At 61.2% G+C, this 19,296-nt stretch carries 15 protein-coding genes, 1 tRNA gene and 1 pseudogene; 4 read left to right on the top strand and 13 right to left on the bottom strand.

What is annotated here, in order from left to right:
• Positions 1 to 319: 319 nt before the first annotated feature.
• From AC0L25_RS19500 to AC0L25_RS19550, 11 genes and pseudogenes are all read right to left on the bottom strand, one after another.
• A complete protein-coding gene (locus tag AC0L25_RS19500; protein ID WP_473597014.1) occupies positions 320 to 4,729 on the bottom strand; it encodes an NACHT domain-containing protein in 4,410 nt (1,469 codons plus the stop codon).
• 641 nt (positions 4,730 to 5,370) lie between these two features.
• The gene (locus AC0L25_RS19505) at positions 5,371 to 6,906 is read right to left on the bottom strand and encodes an HNH endonuclease (RefSeq protein WP_473597015.1); all 1,536 of its coding nucleotides are present in this window, start codon (positions 6,904 to 6,906) and stop codon (positions 5,371 to 5,373) included.
• A gap of 239 nt (positions 6,907 to 7,145) precedes the next feature.
• The gene (locus AC0L25_RS19510; RefSeq protein ID WP_473597016.1) at positions 7,146 to 8,039 is read right to left on the bottom strand and encodes a nucleotidyltransferase domain-containing protein; all 894 of its coding nucleotides are present in this window, start codon (positions 8,037 to 8,039) and stop codon (positions 7,146 to 7,148) included.
• An 11-nt stretch (positions 8,040 to 8,050) separates the two neighbouring features.
• Positions 8,051 to 9,022 (bottom strand): patatin-like phospholipase family protein, encoded by a 972-nt coding sequence (locus tag AC0L25_RS19515; protein WP_473597017.1) that lies wholly within the window; start codon positions 9,020 to 9,022, stop codon positions 8,051 to 8,053.
• 97 nt (positions 9,023 to 9,119) lie between these two features.
• Positions 9,120 to 10,844: a diadenylate cyclase gene (locus tag AC0L25_RS19520; protein WP_473597018.1), complete on the bottom strand. Its 1,725-nt coding sequence runs from the start codon at positions 10,842 to 10,844 to the stop codon at positions 9,120 to 9,122.
• Positions 10,845 to 11,015: 171 nt separating this feature from the next.
• Entirely contained in the window at positions 11,016 to 11,198 is a 183-nt protein-coding gene (locus AC0L25_RS19525) for a hypothetical protein (protein WP_473597019.1), read from the bottom strand.
• 28 nt (positions 11,199 to 11,226) lie between these two features.
• Entirely contained in the window at positions 11,227 to 11,745 is a 519-nt protein-coding gene (locus tag AC0L25_RS19530) for a hypothetical protein (protein ID WP_473597020.1), read from the bottom strand.
• A gap of 223 nt (positions 11,746 to 11,968) precedes the next feature.
• Positions 11,969 to 12,238 carry a hypothetical protein gene (locus AC0L25_RS19535; RefSeq protein ID WP_473597021.1) on the bottom strand — a complete coding sequence of 90 codons (270 nt, stop codon included), beginning with the start codon at positions 12,236 to 12,238 and terminating at the stop codon, positions 11,969 to 11,971.
• Positions 12,239 to 12,785: 547 nt separating this feature from the next.
• Positions 12,786 to 13,091 carry a transposase gene (locus AC0L25_RS19540; RefSeq protein WP_473597022.1) on the bottom strand — a complete coding sequence of 102 codons (306 nt, stop codon included), beginning with the start codon at positions 13,089 to 13,091 and terminating at the stop codon, positions 12,786 to 12,788.
• Positions 13,088 to 13,977, bottom strand: a pseudogene (locus AC0L25_RS19545) (IS91 family transposase). Before AC0L25_RS19545 ends, AC0L25_RS19540 begins: the two are co-directional and overlap by 4 nt.
• Before the next feature lie 3 nt (positions 13,978 to 13,980).
• Positions 13,981 to 14,889, bottom strand: coding sequence for a tyrosine-type recombinase/integrase (locus tag AC0L25_RS19550; RefSeq protein ID WP_473597023.1), 909 nt, complete (start codon positions 14,887 to 14,889; stop codon positions 13,981 to 13,983).
• Positions 14,890 to 15,572: 683 nt separating this feature from the next.
• Between AC0L25_RS19550 and AC0L25_RS19555 the strand changes: the two genes are divergently transcribed.
• From AC0L25_RS19555 to AC0L25_RS19565, 3 genes are all read left to right on the top strand, one after another.
• Entirely contained in the window at positions 15,573 to 15,824 is a 252-nt protein-coding gene (locus tag AC0L25_RS19555; protein WP_473597024.1) for a helix-turn-helix transcriptional regulator, read from the top strand.
• Positions 15,825 to 15,888: 64 nt separating this feature from the next.
• Entirely contained in the window at positions 15,889 to 16,140 is a 252-nt protein-coding gene (locus AC0L25_RS19560) for a helix-turn-helix domain-containing protein (protein WP_473597025.1), read from the top strand.
• Positions 16,140 to 17,330, top strand: a complete 1,191-nt coding sequence (locus AC0L25_RS19565) for a tyrosine-type recombinase/integrase (protein ID WP_473597026.1) — start codon at positions 16,140 to 16,142, stop codon at positions 17,328 to 17,330. The genes AC0L25_RS19560 and AC0L25_RS19565 overlap by 1 nt, the downstream gene beginning before the upstream one ends.
• Positions 17,331 to 17,437: 107 nt before the next feature.
• Here the strand turns inward: AC0L25_RS19565 and AC0L25_RS19570 are convergent.
• Positions 17,438 to 17,513: transfer RNA gene (locus tag AC0L25_RS19570), tRNA-Ile, on the bottom strand.
• Between the two features lie 237 nt (positions 17,514 to 17,750).
• Here AC0L25_RS19570 and AC0L25_RS19575 point away from each other — a divergent pair.
• Positions 17,751 to 18,461: an SIMPL domain-containing protein gene (locus AC0L25_RS19575; protein WP_473597027.1), complete on the top strand. Its 711-nt coding sequence runs from the start codon at positions 17,751 to 17,753 to the stop codon at positions 18,459 to 18,461.
• A gap of 232 nt (positions 18,462 to 18,693) precedes the next feature.
• Here the strand turns inward: AC0L25_RS19575 and AC0L25_RS19580 are convergent, their stop codons facing one another.
• Positions 18,694 to 19,056: a hypothetical protein gene (locus AC0L25_RS19580; RefSeq protein WP_473597028.1), complete on the bottom strand. Its 363-nt coding sequence runs from the start codon at positions 19,054 to 19,056 to the stop codon at positions 18,694 to 18,696.
• Between the last annotated feature and the right edge of the window lie 240 nt (positions 19,057 to 19,296).

A 19,296-nucleotide genomic window follows, 5' to 3' on the forward strand; every position in this document is an offset into this window, starting at 1 on the left:
CGCATCACCATACCGGCCCGCGGCACATGGAACGGCCGCAAATCAAGGCCTGACACATGACCGCACTCGATCACATGCCCATACTTCAGGTCCTTCCTTGCAAAACGGCTGGCATCCACACAAGAACTTGACGCACACAACTAAAACTTTGCCTTCGCCAAGAAGCGGACTTTGCGGCCGACACCAGCGGGCGGCAGCTTTGCGCCCCATCGAGGTCGTTAACGCTCGCGCCGAGACTCCAATAGCGGCCGTCTAGGCGCGCCTCCTCTTCTTTTCGTTTTGCCCGCCCTTCTTATCCGGCTTGGCAGGCGCGCCCGGCTTACTGTCGCCTGAAGGTGTGGGATGGTGGTCTCGTGTTTTTGGGCCCAGTCTTAAGCAGCTTCCCTTCGGCCGTGGCCGCCTTCTTGGCAGTCTTGGCAGCCTTCCCAGCCTTGGTGTCGATGCCCCGTCGGGTCAAGTCGATGCCAACGACCCGGATGTCCTCGACGCCGGGATAGTCGTTGGAGATTAGCGTCCAGTGACGCTGAAGCTCGTCGATCAGCATTTCGAAGGTGTCAGCGCGCCTTCCGTTCGGCAAGTCCCAGTACGACTTCGTTCCAAGGTAAACGAGGAGAAAGACCCCGCGGCTAGAGCGGACATCGCGTAGATAGTCCCCGCATAGCTGGATTTCCAGACGCTCGAAGAGATGTGGACCGGTCCACTTGTCGGCGAGCTTAAGCTCGGTCGGCACGGGGGCGTCGAAGCCCACGCCGAAGAACCGCAGATCCGGGCGCTTGGCGTCGGCGAGCTCCTCCTCCTGCGGGACAACGTACCGACCTGCCGCGCGGTCGCGGCACCATCCGCCAATGAACTTCCTGAACTCGGTCTCCTGATCCACGGCCTGAAGGATCGACGCTATCGAGGAGTCGCCGTTCTCGAGGTCGTGCTTCAGCGCGTCCAGCTTGTCGATGGCGTGATACCAGAGCTCGCGGTGGTTGGCAGGCGTCGCCACCAGCGACTTACCGAACTCCCGCACCTGCGAAGGCGTCCACGCGTCGATGTCAGCGTCGGCGGCCGCCTTGGATTTCGCGTGAAAGCCCATCCAAGGCCTGCTCTCTTCGTCGGGGTGGGCACGCGCCATCTCGAGCAGGGCGAGGAAGGCCGGCTTGCCGGGCGTCTCGCGGATGAAGGCAATGAGGGCGTTTCGCGCATCCTGGGCGTCGTCACGCAAGCCGGGCGAGTAGACGCCTTTGCCGGCACGCTGGATGTCGTCCTTCTGCCGGATGTACCGAGCCATCAGCAGGTAAAGCGACTTCATGTGCTCGACCGTGCGGAAGGCCTGCCGCGCGCGGCCCTCCTGCGAGCGGCCGCCGAGAAGGGCGACGACGAAGGTGAGGGCCAGCTTGGTCTGCTCGGCAGGATCGTCCATGCTGGCGAAGCGGGCCGCGAGCGCGGGGATCGCCGCATTGGGATCGACGCCGACCCAGGTGGCGAACCAGATCGGAGAGAAGGTGAGGTTGCGCGTGGCGTTGGCCTTCCGCGACGCGATCGCGGCGATGGTCCTGTCGTCGACCGAGGAGCGGTTGATGATGGCCAGGAGGTAGCCGAGGTTCCTGGTGTTGACCCGCTTGGCGCGCATCTCGGGCAGCAGCGCCGGCGCGATCTGGTCCCATATCCAGTCGCCGTGCCAGCTGACGTCGTAGAGCGCATAATGGCTCTCGCCCTCGGGCGTCTCGGTCGAGAGCTCGTGCCTGATCTCCCTGAGGATGACGTCGAGAACCTGGGACGGGAACGCCTTGTGCAGCTGGGGCAGCCATGGCGGGAAGCCGTTCAGCTCCTGCAGGGCGTATCGGGTCGCGATCTCAGCCTCGGTCGCGTTCAGGGCCGACGGCCAGCCGTCGGTCTCCCGTGCCTCGATGGAGAGGCCGGTGAGCCCGAAGATTGTCGTGAACGGCGTTCTGTTGGCGGCCGCGCCTTCCGAGCGAAGCTGCGGCGTATTCTGGCGCCAGTAGCTGACGGTGCTATCGCGGAACGCGCGCGCGACGTCCTCGCCGAACGTCGCGATCAGAGGACGCCAGTTCCCGGCGGTCCACCAGTTATGCTGGCTATCGCCACTCCGCATCTGCTCGTGGAGATAGTACTGGTCGTTGGAGACCTTGCCTGGCTTACCGAAGTCGCGGATGGTAGCGACGCGGCTCGCCAGGATCTTCTTGGCCCGCTCCTTCGCCTTGGCCTGCTTCGCAGCCTCCCTGTCGGATCGATGCTTCCAGGCGGCCTGCTGCCGCTCGAACTTGGCGGAGGCCCCCTTCGGTGGGTTGAGCAGCTTATCGAGCTCAATCTCGACTTCGGGATCGATCGTCGCCGCCGTCTTTAGGCGTTCCCGCCATGCACCCGGTCGGCCGTTCTGCTGATAGAGTGAAACCGCGAGCGTGAGCGCCACGAGCTTGTCGTCCGTGAGCGGCCGAGCGGCAATCTGCTCGATGATGTAGTCGAAATCGGAGCCGTCGAAGGCCCAGTAGGCGCCGAAGATCGACAAATGCCAGTAGTCGGTCAGGCGATCGCCGTTCTTGCGCTTCTGGCGCGCCCGCTCCTCGGCCACGCAGTTCCAGAACAGCGCTCGATTGAGTTGGGGCCACTCGCGGGCCAGTTGCGGCAGCTCGTTGCGGACCTCCTCGAAGAGGCCGCGCCCGTAGTCCTCGGCTATAGGGAGTTTCCGCAGGATCGACAGAGGCAGCTTCTTCAGCGTCGCCGGGTTGCGGCCCCGGATCATCCGCATGAGGATCTGGCCGGCGGTCTGCCCGAGCCAGCTGTATCGCTTGGAGATCTCGCAGTGCCGCTGCTCGATGACCGGCTTTCGGTTCAGCAGCTTGCCGACCCAATCGAGGAGTGCTGCAAGCAGGGCTGGCGGAAGCGCCGCCACGTAGCTGGCGAGCGCGTCGGAGAGCGGATCGGTCTCGAATCGCTTTTTGGGCGACGCGAGCGCCAGGGCGGAGAGGAGCCACTCCACGTCGGCCGGCGTCTGGCCGAGCCCGTCGAGAAGCTCGCCCAGCCAGCTCCGCCGGAGCGTGGGCCCTTCCGCGACGAACGCCTTGCGGACCTCGGCAGTGTCTTGCGGAGACCCCACCTCGATCACGGCCCGGATGGCGGCGATGCGCTTGTATTTCGATCGAGAGGTGAGGGCGAAGTGCTTGGCCTTGTCGGCGAGCGCCGCGATCCCGCCCTGGTGGACCATCCGCAGCAGGAACCAGACGATGTCGTCATCGTCCTTGTGCTTGTCGAGGAGCTCGCGGATCACGTCAGCGAGATCCGGATTCGTGAAGCGCTGTACCGCCGAGTATTCGGTGATGCTGCGGCCATGGGCGGGTTGGGCCAGCTGCTCGCAGGACTCCCGCAGGATCTGGACCCGCGTCTCCAGCGGTAGCTGGGCGGGGTCGCCCCCTTCGAACAGGACCTCGGGGGCGAGGCGCATGACGCGGTCGAGGATCCGCTGATCCAGGATCGCTAGCCACGGCAGGATCGGCCGCATCGTCGGGACGACGACCTCGACGCCGTATTGCCGCCGGAAGAACAGGTTCTCGACGCGTGCGCGCGATCCCTCGTCGACGAGAAGCGAATGGAGCCACTCGGCGGTTAGGAACTCCCGGACCGACCGGTGGTGAAACCGCACCGTGCCGTAGATGCCCTCGTCGAAGATCGGCCTGGTGAGAAGCGTGCGGCAGTCGGCGTCGTCCCAGTCGGTGAGCACCTGCTTGATATCGAGCCCGCGGTCGTTCTTCTGGCCGTCGGGGACGCGGACCGCCGACTCCTTTGCCAGGCTCGAGGCCGCTGCGACGAGACGCGCACCCTCGCGGATGCGCTCCTTCGAGATCGGATTAGCATCGGCGCGGTCCTGGTCGCGCTCGCCCAGGCGCTTGTCGATGCTGGCGCGCAGCAGTTCGAGACGCGAGCCGACGCGGTCGTTCGCGAGCCAGAACTCGACAGTCTCGGCAAGATCGAGCGGACGGGTGGTGAACGACCACGCCTCCGCTCGATCCAGCGCCTTTCTGAAAGCGGCTATGTCGGTGACGCCCTTGGCCCCTGCGAAGCGATCGACCTGCTCGCCGGCGAGATCGTCGAGCGCGACCATGCGGAAGATGGACTTCCGCCGCTTGGAGCTAACGTCGTCGGTGGTCGTGAAGGCTTCGTCCGAATCCTGGTCGACTTCGGGCGCGCTTGCCAGTGGAGTCCATGGCAGGTTCGTCTCGCAGAGGAGGAGATCTGTCTTCGGCCGCCAGGCTTCGCCCCTGCTCGTGATGACGATGTGCGCGCGCTGCAGAACCCCGCGCAGCTTGCGGCCGATGCTCCTGATCGCGCGCTCGAAGTCCTTGGGATCCTTCAGCCTGGCTTCGTCGACGGAATCGAGGAGGAGCCAGCCGTCCTCACCGGACGCGACCCAGTCATCGAACTCCTCGGGCGTTCCCTCCTCGAAGGACGCATCGAAGTCCTGTGCTAGGTGCTCGATGCGCAGGAAGAAGGCGTACTTCCCGCGCAGCCGGAGGTCGCGGCACACGTGCCGAATCTCTTCGGTCTTTCCCGATCCCGCCTCGGACAAGAGGACGACGCGCGATTCCTCCAGGAGGTCGGACCACTGCGTGGGCTTGTCGCGGCGCATCAGCCGGAACAGCTCGGCATCCTTACCTTCCTCCTCGCTCAGGGCGAGGTCGTGGAAGGTCCGGTCCAGCTGAATGAACTCATCGAAGACGTCCGACATTCGTATTCCCCCTGTCCGCATCGTTCGTAGCCGGCTCTCGATGTGCCGACAACATAGGGACGGAGCGCCTTCGGCGCATCCTATTTTCCAGCCGATCAGGGGCAAATTCGGTCAAGTCGCCCAGCGGTCGCCTAGCGATTTCCAAAGTGGCGCAGTCACGGAGCGACGAACTCCGCCATCCGTCCGTCAGGCCTCCTTGCGACCAGCCGCTTGGTACGCACCGGCGTTAACGTGGGAAAAGACGATGTAGGGTAGGTGACCGCCTGCCGCACCGCGTCGGCGATATCTGTGGCGCCCGCCACCGGGCCGGGTCTTGAGCGATACCCTCGAACGCCTTCTGCGCCATTTAGGCGCGTCATCTGTCCGCTCGCGTTGCCGCCGAAGCGGTTCGCCTGCCCAGCACGCTGGCTAAATCCAAAGCGGCCAGACGGCTAGTGGCCCCAAGGCCGCCGGGCGGCAATGCGCCGATGTCGGTCGTTAGGTGCGCCTTTGCCGCTGCCCAAAAGCAGACTTTCGCGACGACGAAGTATGAGGCCTAGGTTGCGCGGGGAGCGGAAACCTGTTCCGGCCCATGTTCCGGCCCAGCTTTCTCTTGGCCCAGGGCGCCGCGCACACAAGGCGCTTCGTCGCGATACTACCGGCTAAAGTTGGTCGGCTATGAAACGGGGAACCTCTCCCTCGCCCCCGCAGGTTTGGCAAAAGTCACAGTCGCGGCCGCCGCGGCAGGCCGGGCATTTGATCAGCTGGTAATCGCGCCGATCGATTTGGTCTGCCTGGCCGCGGTCCAGCTCGCCATCGCCGCCGCAGGCGCGGCACGGGCGATCGTGCCACTCACCTGTGCCGTCACAGATGAAGCATTTGACGCGTTGGTATTGGCGCACGTCAATTTCGTCGGCCAAGCGACGCTCCATCTCGCACTCTCCGCCACATTCGGGACAGATCTCGCCCCGGAACGTTCCTCCGCCCTCACAGAGCGGGCAGTCGACAAGTACGAACTCGCGCACGTCGATTTGGTCCTGCTGGTTGCGCTCGATGCGACCTTCCCCCCCGCAGGCTTGGCACATGTCGCCGCGCAGCATGCCGGTGCCTTCGCAGACCGGGCAATCCACTTCGTCCCATTCCTGGGCATCGACTTGCTCCGCATAACGCCGCTCTATTTCGCCATCACCGCCGCACGCCGGACAGTCGCGATCTTTAAAAATGCGCGTACCATCGCAGAGGGGGCAGTCGACAAGTGCGTAGCGGTCAAGATCGACCGAGCGCGCCTCATGTTCCGTGAGCTCCGCCTCGCCGTCGCAGGCCGGGCAGTCCATACCATTATGTTGGCCACGCCCCATGCACAGCGGGCAGTTGACATGGCCAGCACGGCGGGCGAAGTCGGCTTTGACTGTCGCCGCAAGCTGCAAGGTGGTTCCGATTTCTTTGGCATTGGTTGAGCTTTTCGCCAAGGCCTCGAACTGCGCCTTCATAGCCTCGAAGGCGGAGTAGTCCGCGTCCGCATTGGAGGTGGGCGCCATCTTTGGCACCTGAGCTAGGACCGCTTTCGCCAGCGTAGTAACTGTTGCCGTTTCTTCTGCCGTGGCACCAGCCGTCAGCTGCGTGTTCAGGCTTTCGCACGCCTTCAGCAGGGTGAAGAGCCGGCCCGTGACTTCGGCCTGCAGTTCCCAGAGCGCGCGCCTGTAATAGGTCATCGCCTGCTTGAATCCGCCCACGAAGTTGGCGTTCTCGGACTTTGGCCCATAGGTGTGTTTATCGAACTTGGTGTGGTGGTTGGCGCACAGCCAAATCAGGTTATCGGGGTGGTTGTTCTTTGACTTGGCCACCGGGTTGATATGCGCTGCCTCGCAGGAATTGGCGTTGCTGTGGCAAATGGCGCACTCGCCCCCAGCTTCATCCTGAATCTCCTGTTTGATGCCCACCGGCACCGGCGGGCGGGCACCTGCCTTGGAGGGCCAGGGAAGTTTCAGCCAGTCATTGAATCCTTCGAGCTCCGATCGCTCGACGTAGAGATGCCCGTTCGCTTTGCGAGCCTTCAGCTTACGGTCGGAGTCCAGCTTGGGCGCGTAGCTTGTCAACCAGCGAAGCAGCTTGGGCGACAAACCGACCAGAGACGCCGCTTGAAACTCGTTGAGCTCGTCCTTTTCGGGTTTTGTCGTCGAGGAAGTGGACGCTTTCATGAAAGCTCAGGCAGAACGCTGTAAGTGATCACTGAGATTGCTCCGAAAAAAGGCTAAGTGTAACGGATCTATATGGACGTGCACAGTTAAACCAAGATCGCCGCCCCATCGTTGCTGCCGTGTATCTCCTTGGGGCGCAGTGAACAATCGGCCTTGTTCTGGCTAGTTGCACCCCATCTGGGCCGTGGTGGACAGCTTAGTCGCCGCCTATGAGCGGACACCGCCTAAAACATCTCGGCTTATCGCCACGTGTCCCAAAGAATTGCCAATCCGTCCAGGAAATTGCGGCAATGGTCGGGATGCCACGAGGTCGGAGAGTTTTCGGCAAGCAATAACTGCTGGCCGTTTGCGCACGTAAACATGGAGCGATCGTTCGCCCGTAGCCACCTCAGACAGGCGAAAATCGTATCGGCGTAGCTTTGGCCGAAACAGTCCAACGGGACATTATAGAGTAGTCCCTCGATATAGTAGGACGGGGCGACGCCCTTCGGCAAAATACCGTTGTCGCGAGCCTTATTTCGCATATTCTTGAGAATGCGGATCGTTGGCTTCAGCCAGCCGCCACTTTCTTGATGACGAGTGGTAAGGTTATCCGAGTGGAGGACGGGGTAATTTTCAACCCACCGTCCGTCGTTGGTGACAAACTTAATGCCTTCAACAAACCTAATGCCCATCAAGCCACCGTAGTGGTACCGCTTGAAAGTCGCGCAAACCAGCACGTCCGCCTTCCGACGATTGCTTCTAGCCGCAATCGTCAGAGCCTTGTTCCCGGTGGCATCGAGGTCGGCGCCGTAATGCAGCTGAAGCCAATCAGTCACCTCCGTTTTGAACTGTGGAACGCTGTAATTTGCCGTTGGGGTATTCCGGCGATATTCTTCCTGATCTGCAGCACTCAACGCGCTGATATCGTAGTAAAATATCGATTTCGTTTTCGTGACTATATCCACATCGCTTTCGGCTCTGATGTTCGTATCGTTCCGGTAGGAACCTTGCAGGAAACTCGTCGGCTGTCGGGCGCGATAAGACGCATCAGTGCTATCTAAGATCGCTCTGATGCTCGTGTGCGTGTCTTTTGATGTCTGCTGCGCACCGATCGCAGACCAGTCGTCAAGTTGTACCTCCGGTATTGCCACGCCGATCCCCTCTAAAGAAGCAATGTCCGGAGCCTTGGTTCAAAATTGCCAAACGATTCCGCACCTCGTTGACGGAGCAAATCCAGCTTCGTTAGATTGTGCTCGAACATGTCTGTTGTCATTTCCGGCTGTGTAAAAGCTTCGTTCACTCGCTCTGTTTGAATGTCGGGAAAGAGGATTTTACGAAGCTGCTCCATCGTTGCGGTGTTGATCTCAAGCGTCTTTTGCAGGATTTCCGCCTCCTCAAACTTGCTGAAAATCCAGGCCTTCGTAAATCGCTTGGGTTTGGGCGCAGGATAGGATCCGACGCCGACGCTGAGGACCCGAATGCGCGAATGGTCGGCTTTCACGGACCTGCTCGCATCGGCAATTGCGAAGAGCGTGGGATTGTTGGCGGCGTACCCTCCATCAACCAGAACGACGCTCTGCTTGTCGGACGTCTCAACGACCTTTTTGTCGAAGAAAGGATAGGCGGAACACGACGCCTGGACTGCTTCGGACAAATAACAGCCAAAGCCGGGTATAAAGGTATCTTTCTGACCGTGGGCCTGAGTCGGGTCGGCCTTAAAAATCATGGGGGTCTCAACCATCCACCTGGTTGTAACGATGCCTATACCGGTCTTCACGGCGTCAAATTTTTTCCCTTCGAAGATTGCCTCGCCCAATTCCGTCAATTTCTTCGAACGATCTGTCCGATTTGTCAGGGCCATCACCGATGGGACATGCTTTTTGTACTCAGCGTGAATCTCATCGACTGATTTCCCGATGGCCAGCAAAGTGCCAATAATAGAGCCGGTGCTAGTACCGAAGATCAGATCGAAATGTTCGCAGAGTGGCCGTTTTACCATCGCTTCCACGCCGCGAAGTACTCCAAGCGTATAGAAGCCCTTGGCTCCGCCGCCATCAAGGCTAAGAATTCGATATGGCTTTTCTTGCGCTGGCTCTTCTGCCACGCTGTCCCCCAGTTTAGATAACTGCGGCATGAGCATAGCTGCAAATGATGACGGCGGGCGATGGTCCCGGAATTATCCACCAGAAATAGAAATGGTCCCGTTGTAGGTCGCATTGAGAAGGAGACACTTAGGCTGTATCCTCTTTGAGGTAACTCTCATTCATCGCCGGGTGCGGCTCGAAGCGCTGGGTAGCCAACACGATCTGACCGACCTCCCGTGGTTCGCTTTCGATCCGGTCGAGCGCTTCGTTGACGACCCGGCATTGTTCGGAATCGAGATAGAAGCGATGCTCTTCCAGAAAGGAACGCGCTTTGTGGTAATTGTCGAGAGTCGCCTTTTTGAGTTCAGCCACCGCACCAGCGATCCGGCCACGATCGAGCCGCGGGCGCAAGAGCGGCACAACGTCAAGCGTACGATCCTCCGAGATTACGAAGGCCATGCGCGGGACGGAGCCTGCTGACACGTAGCGGACGGCCGAGTTGTAACGCGCGCCGCGCGAGGGCGTGCTCTCGTCACTCGCCTGACCGTCAAGGATCACGCCGATAGCGTGGCAAACGCCTTGCGGATCGGCGAGGATTGTTCCGTCTATCGCTGTCGCGCGCTCGATCAACTCCTTGGTAAGCGGGGTTGGAACGATTGCCGTCCCTTGCCGTACCAGACGCTGCGTCTCCTCTGCCGCGTCTTCTGCGATCACCAGTGAACTACCGTGCCGGAGCTGCGCCAGAAGATCGAGTACGATCCGAAACCGAGCGATTGCGGGTTCCCCGATGCCTTGAAATACCCGGCGCATATTGTCGATGAAACGTTCCTTGCCAATGGGCTCCTGCGGCAGCCGAACCTCGCCGAACTGTGAGCGAAGCAGGATCTGCTCGCCGCGTCGAAAGTCCCACTGATGGTGGTCAAGGAACTCAACGCAAAATGGCGGTGCACTCACGTCGGATACCTTGCCCAAGCCCGATATCGAGCCATACTCGACGATGAGCGCCGTCTCCGCGGTTGCCATTTGTAGGAGCTTACGCGCCCATCGAGTCGCGGACAACCGAACCGGGCTTTTCAGTTTGACCACATATTCAACGTTGGGGTCGTCCGCAGCGGCGAGAACGAGGCGCCCAACACCCGTCCTCCCCTCGTAACGCAGCTGCGACAGGTGATTCACATCCTCAAACAAATTGGATGTAGCGAATTTGCCTGCAATAAAGGAACTGCGCATGAACGAGGACGTAGCGCGGCGGACCATCTCATCAGCTGAACGAATCCCTTCGTCCATCACCGAACGCCCCGGGTCGGGCAACGCAAGACCGCGGCGGGCCTCATCCAACAACTGATCGATACAGGCGTGGACCAAGCTAGTTTGATATACCTCGCGCTGCCACGTCACCTCGACGGGTGGATACTGACGCAACAACCGTAGTGGCAGCTGAAGGACGGAGACCACATAATAGTCCCCCACTGGATGGGCGGTACTGCAGAAGCTTTTACGACCGAACTTTTGGTCTTCCGGGTCCAGCCGTCTCCTGATCTCTTCGGCGATCGTGAGCCGGCGAATGCGCTCAGGCTTTTCGCGCATTGTCGTCTCATCGGTAAAGAACATCTGTTGAAGTGGATGGGCAGCAACGGCGCGCTCGACTTGGTCACCGAGGTCGTTGAAAACCGAAAGCGGCCACTCACCATCCTCCGGCTCGATGCAAACGGGATGGCCTGGTGTGAGCCCTGGCCGACGCAAGCCGACCAGAAGCACCTTAGGCTCGACCTCGGCGCCAAGGAGTTCGAAAACACGTTTGGCTCGGAGTTCAACCGCCAGCCGAAAATGAGGCTGATAGCCCCACATAAAGAGATTAATACCTTTCGCCATACTGACGTTTCCCTAGTTGAGGCAAGCTTTTCTTGTTTCGGTTGTCGACGAGCGCGCCATAAGCAGTTGCAGTAACTTGCTAGCCGTGCCTCCGTCACGAACGCGGCAAGCAGGACCTACTGCCAGTCAGGGTTATCCCTACCCCTGTAGCTCGCCGTGTTGAAGCGGTACCTAGACGAGAGCGGCCGCCGATACCACCGTCGACAGCGACAGGATGCCGTAAGCCGTCACGATCTTGTTGCCGCAGGATGCTTCGCCACACGTGGATTCTACCACCGCATACAGCGCCGACAGCGCTGACTGCAGCAACCACAGCACAAACAAAACACAGCCGGCGGGATGACGGTTGACCAATTAATTCCGAGCCTCATGTGTCATCCCCCTACGTGTAAAGTTCGTCCCAGTCCCCACCGAGAACCCAACGGATCGCACTTAGTTTGCCGTTGACCATTCCCCACTCGAAGTCGGTCCATGGCCCGAGATTCTCCAACCCGACTTCTTCCTCGGTTTTCCGCGCCGCCTCCAACGCGCCTTCCCATATGCTGTCGACGATGACCTGGTTGTTGCGGTCGAGCGGCATGGCGGCCTCCCATTGCTTCTTGGTGACGACCTTGGTGTCTCCGCGCTCCACCCGTGTGCGCAATCCCCAGTGGCGGTTGTACCAGACCTGACGCTCCAGCAGGCGCGCCGCCTCGAGGAGCTCCGATAGCCTCCGCGGCTCCTCGGTCCACGCGAACTCCTCGTCAACGAACGCGAGCCACCCTCGATGTTCTGCTCTCAGAAGGTCGCCCAGCGACGTCCAATATGCTGAGTGCGGACCGTCGAAAAGGGCGGCGATGTCGGGGTGGGGGCTGCGCTGGTAGCCGTTCGGGTCGCTGAAGTGCTTGGTATTGTGTGTCACGAACGCGACGCGTTGCCCCTTGGCCTTGGCGGCCTTCGCCAGATCGACGTAGGTCTCGATAAGGATCGCGTCGCCGACGCTGTCCTTCGAACGGTGATAGGCGCCAGTCCCGCGACCGCGCGCTCAGTCACCCGTTGCTTGATAGCTTTCGTAGTCTGCTTGCTCAACCCCGCGGACAGTAGCCCCTCGATCCACGCGATGGAACCGTTGACGGCCTCGCCCTTCATGGCGATGCGCTGATCGGGACCTCGTTAACGGAGTCCAGCGTCTCCTTCTTGTAATCGTCCTCGGCGAAGCGGTTGACGGCCTCCCTGACGAGCCGGAAGTGCGCCTGCAGGCTGCGCTGCGCGTCATGGACGACGCGTTCCTTGTTGCGCGCGAATTCCTCCTTGTGACGTCCGGCACAATGAAGTCGATTTCGAGCGCATCGAACAGCTCCTTCGCCGCCTGGATCAAGATTTGCTGCCTGTAATCCTTTGCGAGGTTGAGCCACACGCACGTATCAACGAGAACCCTGAGCATCGAATCCTACCCTCCGTCCGCGCAGCGTAGGCGTCTGGCGTCGTTGACGAAAGGGCTCGCTTCGGGCCACTTTCCGACACCCTTTGCAGTTCCGGCGGCTCCTTGCAAAATGTCCACCCACACGCGACTGGGGAGAGGAAGGGGCATAATCTGCTGCTGCCTGCGGGACCTGAAGTCTGCTTCTGAGATTTCGCGTCTCGAACCTGCCGTTCCACTTCCGTGAAGAGTTTCGGGCGCCGGCAGGCGTACGAAAGTCCCCGAGGAAGGAACCCGCGGGCCACAGGCGAATGTCTATGGATATTTCGATTTTCGGCTGATGTCGGCGACGGCGCGACCGCCGCCGGGAAGCGCGGGGATGGAAGTGGACAGGCCGCTTCGTAGCGCGTCCGCGCGACGTTGCCGGCCCGGCACGTGGCTGGTTGCGGCCCTGTCGACATCGATGATCACCACGGGCGCGCCTGGGTCTGTTGGCGGAGGCTGGGAGCCTGCGGCTGAACGCCATCTCATGCCATGCCGGGTCATGGACACTTCTCCCGGTTCGTCGCTCTCGCATCCGGCGGTCCGCGCGGCTGCCTCCAGCGTTCGAACACCTCGACGACGATCATGCGTCCGCCACAGCAGGGGCATGGCGGCCGGAAGTCCTCCGTTTCGCCTGGTGTCTCGTCATCGGCTGGCGCGGCGACGTCCAGGAGTTCGCGCGCCAGCGCGAGGCTGGCCTTGCGGGCGGAGCCGGCGAGCAGGCCGTAATGCCGGATGCGATGGAAGCCACGCGGCAGGACATGGAGCAGGAAGCGGCGGATGAACTCGTCGGTTGCGAGCGTCATGACCTGCTGCCGCTCGACCCGTCGCGGCGATAGTCCTTGTAGCGGAAGGTGACGCCGCTCTCATCGAAGCGGATGAGGCGGCGGTTCGATATTGCCACCCGGTGCGTGTAGCGCGACAGATAGGCAAGCACCGCCTCCGGTCCCGCGAACGGCGCCTTGGCATAGACCACCCAGCGCTTCTTTCTGACGGCAGCAAGGTGGCGCTGGAAGGCGTGTCGCTTGGTGAGGTGCGCCATCGACCCGAAGAAGCTGAGCCGGCCCGCTTCGTGCAGCGCAACCAGCCGGGTGAGGAACAGGCGGCGGAACAGCTTGCCGAGTACGCATACCGGGAGCAGGAAGGCCGGGCGCGACGAGACCCAGCGCCTCCCGTCCGGCGCAATGCCGCCACCCGGACGATCATGTGGACATGCGGATGGTACATCATCGCCGAGCCCCAGGTGTGGAGCACGGCGGTGATGCCGATGCGCGCGCCGAGGTGTCTTGGATCGGCGGCGATAGTCAACATCGTCTCCGATGCCGCCTTGAACAGCAGGTCGTAGACGAGCGCCTTGTTGTGGAAGGCGACGTCGGCGATCTCGGCCGGCAGCGTGAACACGACATGGAAGTAGCCGACCGGCAGCAGGTCGGCCTCGCGCTCGGTCAGCCATGTCCGCGCCGCCGCGCCCTGGCACTTCGGACAGTGCCGGCTGCGGCAGGAGTTGTAGGCGATGCGCCACTGGCCGCAGTCCTCGCAGGCCTCGACGTGGCCGCCGAGCGCTGCGGTGCGGCAGTGCTCGATCGCCGACATCACCTTGAGCTGCTGCAGTGTCAGATGCCCTGTATGGGCGGCCCGGTAGGCGGGCCCGGCAGTGCGGAAGATGTCGGCAACCTCGATCGAGGCACGCACGGCTCAGCCGTCGGGTGAGTTCTCTTCCGGCTTGAACAGGCCAAGCTTGTCGAGCGGGCTCGTGACGGTGCGCACCGTGCGGGTTGCAACCTTGGTGTAGAAGGCGGTGCTATTTAGCTTGGCGTGCCCGAGCAGGACCTGGATGATCCGGATATCGGTGCCGTCCTCCAGCAGGTGGGTGGCGAAGCTGTGGCGCAGCGTGTGCGGCCCGACGCGCTTGGCGATGTCGGCCGCCTGCGCTGCCTCGACGACCACCCGATAGAGCTGGCGGGTGCTGATGGGCTTCATCGCATGCTGCCCCGGAAACAGCCAGCCCTCGCGATGCATCACTCCCTGCTGGCGTCCGACCTTCCACCACTGGCGCAACAGCGTAAGCAGGTCGGCCGACAGCATGGCATTGCGGTATCGCCCGCCCTTGCCGCGCTCGACACGTAGCAGCATGCGCTCGCTGTCGACGTCGGCGATCTTCAGCGTCGACACCTCCGCCACGCGCAGGCCCGCGCCATAAGCGACCGAGAGCGCGGCCTGGTGCTTGAGGCAGGTGGTGGCGTTGAGTAGCCGAGATACTTCGTCGCGGCTCAGGACCACGGGCAGCCTGCGCGGGTGCACCAGCCGGACGAGCCTGCGCGCCAGGTCGGGACGATCGACCGTATGCGTGAAGAAGAAGCGCAGCGCCGACACGATGCTGTTCATCGTCGGCACCGGAACACCGTCGTCCTGCTGCTCGATCTGGAACCGGCGCAGGTCGTCGGCGGTCGCTGTATCTGGTGAACGCCCGAGGAACGTCGCCAGGCGTCCGATGTCGCGGAGATAGTTGCGCTGCGTCTCCCGTGAGAAACGCCGCATGTTCATGTCGTCGATCAGCCGCTGACGAAGTGGACTGATAGGTGCATCAAGAACAGGATAGGGCATGGCTAGGCTCCTTGTTGAAGAAGCCCGTAATGCTCTGCCGCTGCCGGACGACGCTCAATGCAGGCGCGACGACGGCCGGCCTGTGCCCTCTACCTCAACCCTAGGCGCCCTCCCGCGCAGCGGGTTCGTTCATCGGCCCCAAACGCACGTCTGAGTAGTGGCTCGCTGATCGCCACTCCTGGCGCAAAGCTGCCAATCGTTGTACGGCGCCATCATCGACTTCTATCAACCGAGCCGAAGTTGCCTTGGTCCATCTAAAGTTTAAGGGATGAGTTAAAACCAATAGATTAGAAATATCGGTTTCAGCACCAAAGAGGGCCAACTCTGCGACGGGGGTTTGCGACGGCCCTCGGGATAACGTCTCCGAGTTCGACACTGACGGGGAATGCGCAAGAGCGCCAGCGGGGCAGTCGCAGGTGGTTGGCCCCGGTCGTGCACAATGCAACGTAGCGGTCCACCGACTTGCCCCACGAGTCCGCTTAGAAACGCTCTCCTGCCGTCATCCATCCGGTTCACACGTCGCTGCCAGTTTGCGCAGAACGGAACTAGTCAGGCCGCTTCCGCTCAACGGGGCTCCTCTTATTTAAGTGAGCACGATCTCGTCGCTTCGAAATGGCAACCAGGATGCCGCTTTGTGCTTCGACACCAACACGCCCCGGAATATCAGGGACGAGCCAGCGTCCATGAAGATTGACGCATTCTCGTATCCGCCGCGAGGTCTCTCTCGTGAGGAAGCAGCTCGTTATATCGGTGTCGGATCGACGCTTTTCGACGAAATGGTTGCCGATGGGCGTATGCCGAAGCCTAAGCGCATTAACAGTCGCGCCGTCTGGGATCGTGTAGCTCTGGACATCGCTTTCACGTCGTTGCCGGACAAAGACGGCGATCTCCAAGAGCTGTTAGAGCGAAGCAAGCGAGACGGGCAAAAACGATAGTGCTACGTTCATTGCGTATACGCCAAAGGCGTAGTAGACCAATGGGCTGTGGGGGAGGCGTGGCGTGAACGAGAATGAGAAGATTGCCCAAGAAGTGAAAGCCTGGCGGGCCAAGGGAGGATTCACTGCCGAAGCCGCAGCTAAGGTGCTGGGAATACCGAAACGCACATTCGAAGGCATAGAGCAAGGCAGAGGCTTCCCTTACCCGGTGCTCCTGCGCGTTGCCATCGAAAGCGAAGCCCTTTCGCTACAGGCGATGCTGGAGAACTCCCCGCGCATTGAGAACCGGCGGCAGAAGTCTGGAAGGAGCATTTGATGGCTAGGCCCTTCAAGAATGCGCGATACCCTGGGGTCTCTTCGCGTCTCAAGAACGGCAAGCTAGCTTATCGCTACCGCGCAAAAGGCATGCCCGAAATCCGCCTTCCCGGTAAGCCCGGCGATCCCGAGTTCGAGGCGGCGTACGAGAAGGCCACGCAGGGTCAAGGCAAGAAGGCAGTTATCATCGATTTGCCCGGTCGGGCACTGCCAAAAACCTTTGGCCATGCCGCGCGCCGGCTTGAAACGACAATGGAGTGGCTGGATTTTGATGGAGCCACGCAGCAGAAGAATGCGCGACTGATTGAGCGTTTTCTCAACCTGCAGGTCGATCCCAACTACCCACTCACCTGGGGCGATACTCCTGTTGAACATCTCGACGCGGATCGGCTTCGCGCCATCATTGAAGGCATCTTCAGGGCGAACCGCACAGTCGCCAAACACATGTTGGTCGCCATCAAGAAACTTCTATGGGTCGCGACCGATGTCGAAAAATGGATCAAGCCGCAGGATGATCCATCGCTGTCTATCCGTGTGCGGGTGCCCAAATCGACGAAGAACCCAGCTTGGCCAATTGCGATGCGCGAAAGTTTCGAGGAGCGACACCCCATCGGCACAGCCGCACGCACCTGCTATGCACTCGGCTTCTGGCTTGGAAATCGGCGCGGGGATATCGCTGCTCTTGAGTGGGACGATCTTTTAACCGAAGAGATCGAACTGTTCGACGGCTCGCTGGTGCTAATCGAGGCCTTTGATTTCCGCCAGAAGAAGAACCGCAACCGCCATGGCGGGCGGGAGATGTTCATTCCAGTCGTAGACAAGCTAGCAGCGGCCTTGGAGCCGCTTGAACGCTCGAAAGGCGGCACTGTCTTAAAGAACGCCTATGGCAGGTCATTCTCGGAAAAGAGCCTGACGGGGATGATGCAGCACTGGACGCGGCAGGCGGGACTTCCTAGCGGCTACACGCTCCATGGCCTGCGCCGCACGTTCGGCACCTACCTCGCTGAATGCAACATCCAAGCGCGGGCCATCATGGAGGCGATGGGCCATTCCTCCATGACGGTAACAGATGAATATGTGCGTGAGGCCAACAAGAAGCGGATCGCGGTTGATATTGCTCGTGCCATCAACGAGCGCGAGGCCAAGCGTGATGCCATGAAGCGGCGGGCAAACCTCCGCATTGTCAAATAATCAAATCGAGTCGGAACAACCCGGGACCACCGTGTTTGCTTTGGGCCCATAATGGGCCCAAAACGTTTTGGGCCGATGGCAGTTTTTGCCAATAATATCAATAGTTATGGTGGGCCCGGAGGGACTCGAACCCCCAACCAAGCGGTTATGAGCCGCCGGCTCTAACCATTGAGCTACAGGCCCCACACGCGGCTGGATTAATGTTTTTCCCCGAATCGCACAAGGCTTTCCGAACTGGCTGGCCGAGATCGTCCAAATCAGCCCATATTCAGACATTAGAGCGACATGCGTCCACTTAGACGCGCAAAGTACGCTCTAACGCTTTGAATCTACGCATCGTGCTTTCCGAAATCGATTCCGATTCTTGGGCCGATGCGGTAGTCGATAAGCGCGACTGGATCGCAGACCGAGGAGATTTTTATGACCGGACATCTTTTGCCCTTGGCGCTCGCCGCCGCAATCGCGTTTCCGGCGATGGCCGGCGCGACCGATTCGCCGCCCCCGCCCCGTATCGTCGTCACTGGCGAAGGCGAAGCGACCGCGGCCCCCGATCTGGCGCTGCTGACGCTCAGCGTCATGCGCGAGGCAAAGACTGCGGGTGCCGCGCTCGACGCCAACAACGACGCCATGGCCTCCGTGATCGCCGCTATGAAGTCGGCTGGCGTCAAGGAGCGCGACCTGCAGACAGCCGGCATCCAGATCAGCCCGCGCTACAACTACACCAACAAGCCGGACGGCAGCCAGGAAGCCGAACTCATCGCCTATCAGGTGACCAACACGCTTTCGGTGCGAATCCGCGATATCGACAAAACCGGCGAGATTCTCGACAAGGCGGTATCGCTCGGCGTCAACCAGGGCGGCGGCATCTCGTTTTCCAACGAGGATCCGGCTGCAACTCTCACCGAAGCCCGCAAGAAGGCGGTCGCCGACGCCGTGGCCAAGGCAAAGACGCTGGCTGAAGCCGCCGGCGTCAGCATCGGACGGGTGCTGGAAATCACCGACCAGAACGTCGCGCCGCCGCCGATACCGATGAACGCCAAGGCCTTCGACGCGGCCCGCGAATCGGTTCCGGTACACGCCGGCGAGAATTCCTACACGGTGCAGGTCACTGTCACTTTCGAGTTGAAGTGACCGCCGCCTGAACGGTCCGGCCTTTCCTGCAAAAACCCCGGAGGACTGATCCTTCCGGGGTTTTTTTCGAGCCGCACCCTTCCGTCCTGGCGGAAAGGGGCTCCGCTACTCCAGACCGACCTTCGCAGAAGGTCTCCGGCCTGACCTTCGCAGAAGGTCATGTCCCAAGCTGACCTTCGCAGAAGGTCATGCCAACAAGAAGGCCGCTGCCGGCCGTCAACGTGCCGAACGTTTACCGGTAGATAACCGGGCAGCCGCGTTCATTGGCGAACACGATCACCACGCGGTCACCGTACTGGCGGCCCGCGACTTTCACCGTGCGGCGGCTGACGTCGATAATTCGGGCGCGGCGCAGACCCATGCGCTCTGCTTTATTGAGGGCACGGTTCGGCGAGCAGGACCGGCGCCAGTCGCGTTCGCGGCGGCGTTCGCGATAGAAACCATCGTCGTCGCCGGTATAGACGCCGACGCGCGGATCGTCGTTATTGCCGAAGCCGAGATAGATGCTGTCTGCCTGGGCAGTGGCGGGGATAGCGGCAAGCGTGCCGAGCCCGATAAGCGCCGAAAGGGCCGCCGTCTTAATCGTGTTGAACATTGTCTTCTCTCCTTGTTCAGGGCTTCCGCCTGTCTTGACCGAAACCGGTGGTCTTGATCGAACCGATGTGTCTTGATCGAACCGATGTGTCTTGGTCGAACCGATGGGGAGGAGAATGCGCCTGCGTATCTGAACTTTTTACGAACCAGCCGTTCATATTGGGTTCATGTGGCAACAAGAGGTATTTCGCAGTTTTCTCCGCTTTCCGGTTCCGAACGATCTGACCGGTTCTGAACAATC

It is taken from the genome of Mesorhizobium sp. WSM4813 (assembly GCF_055811555.1).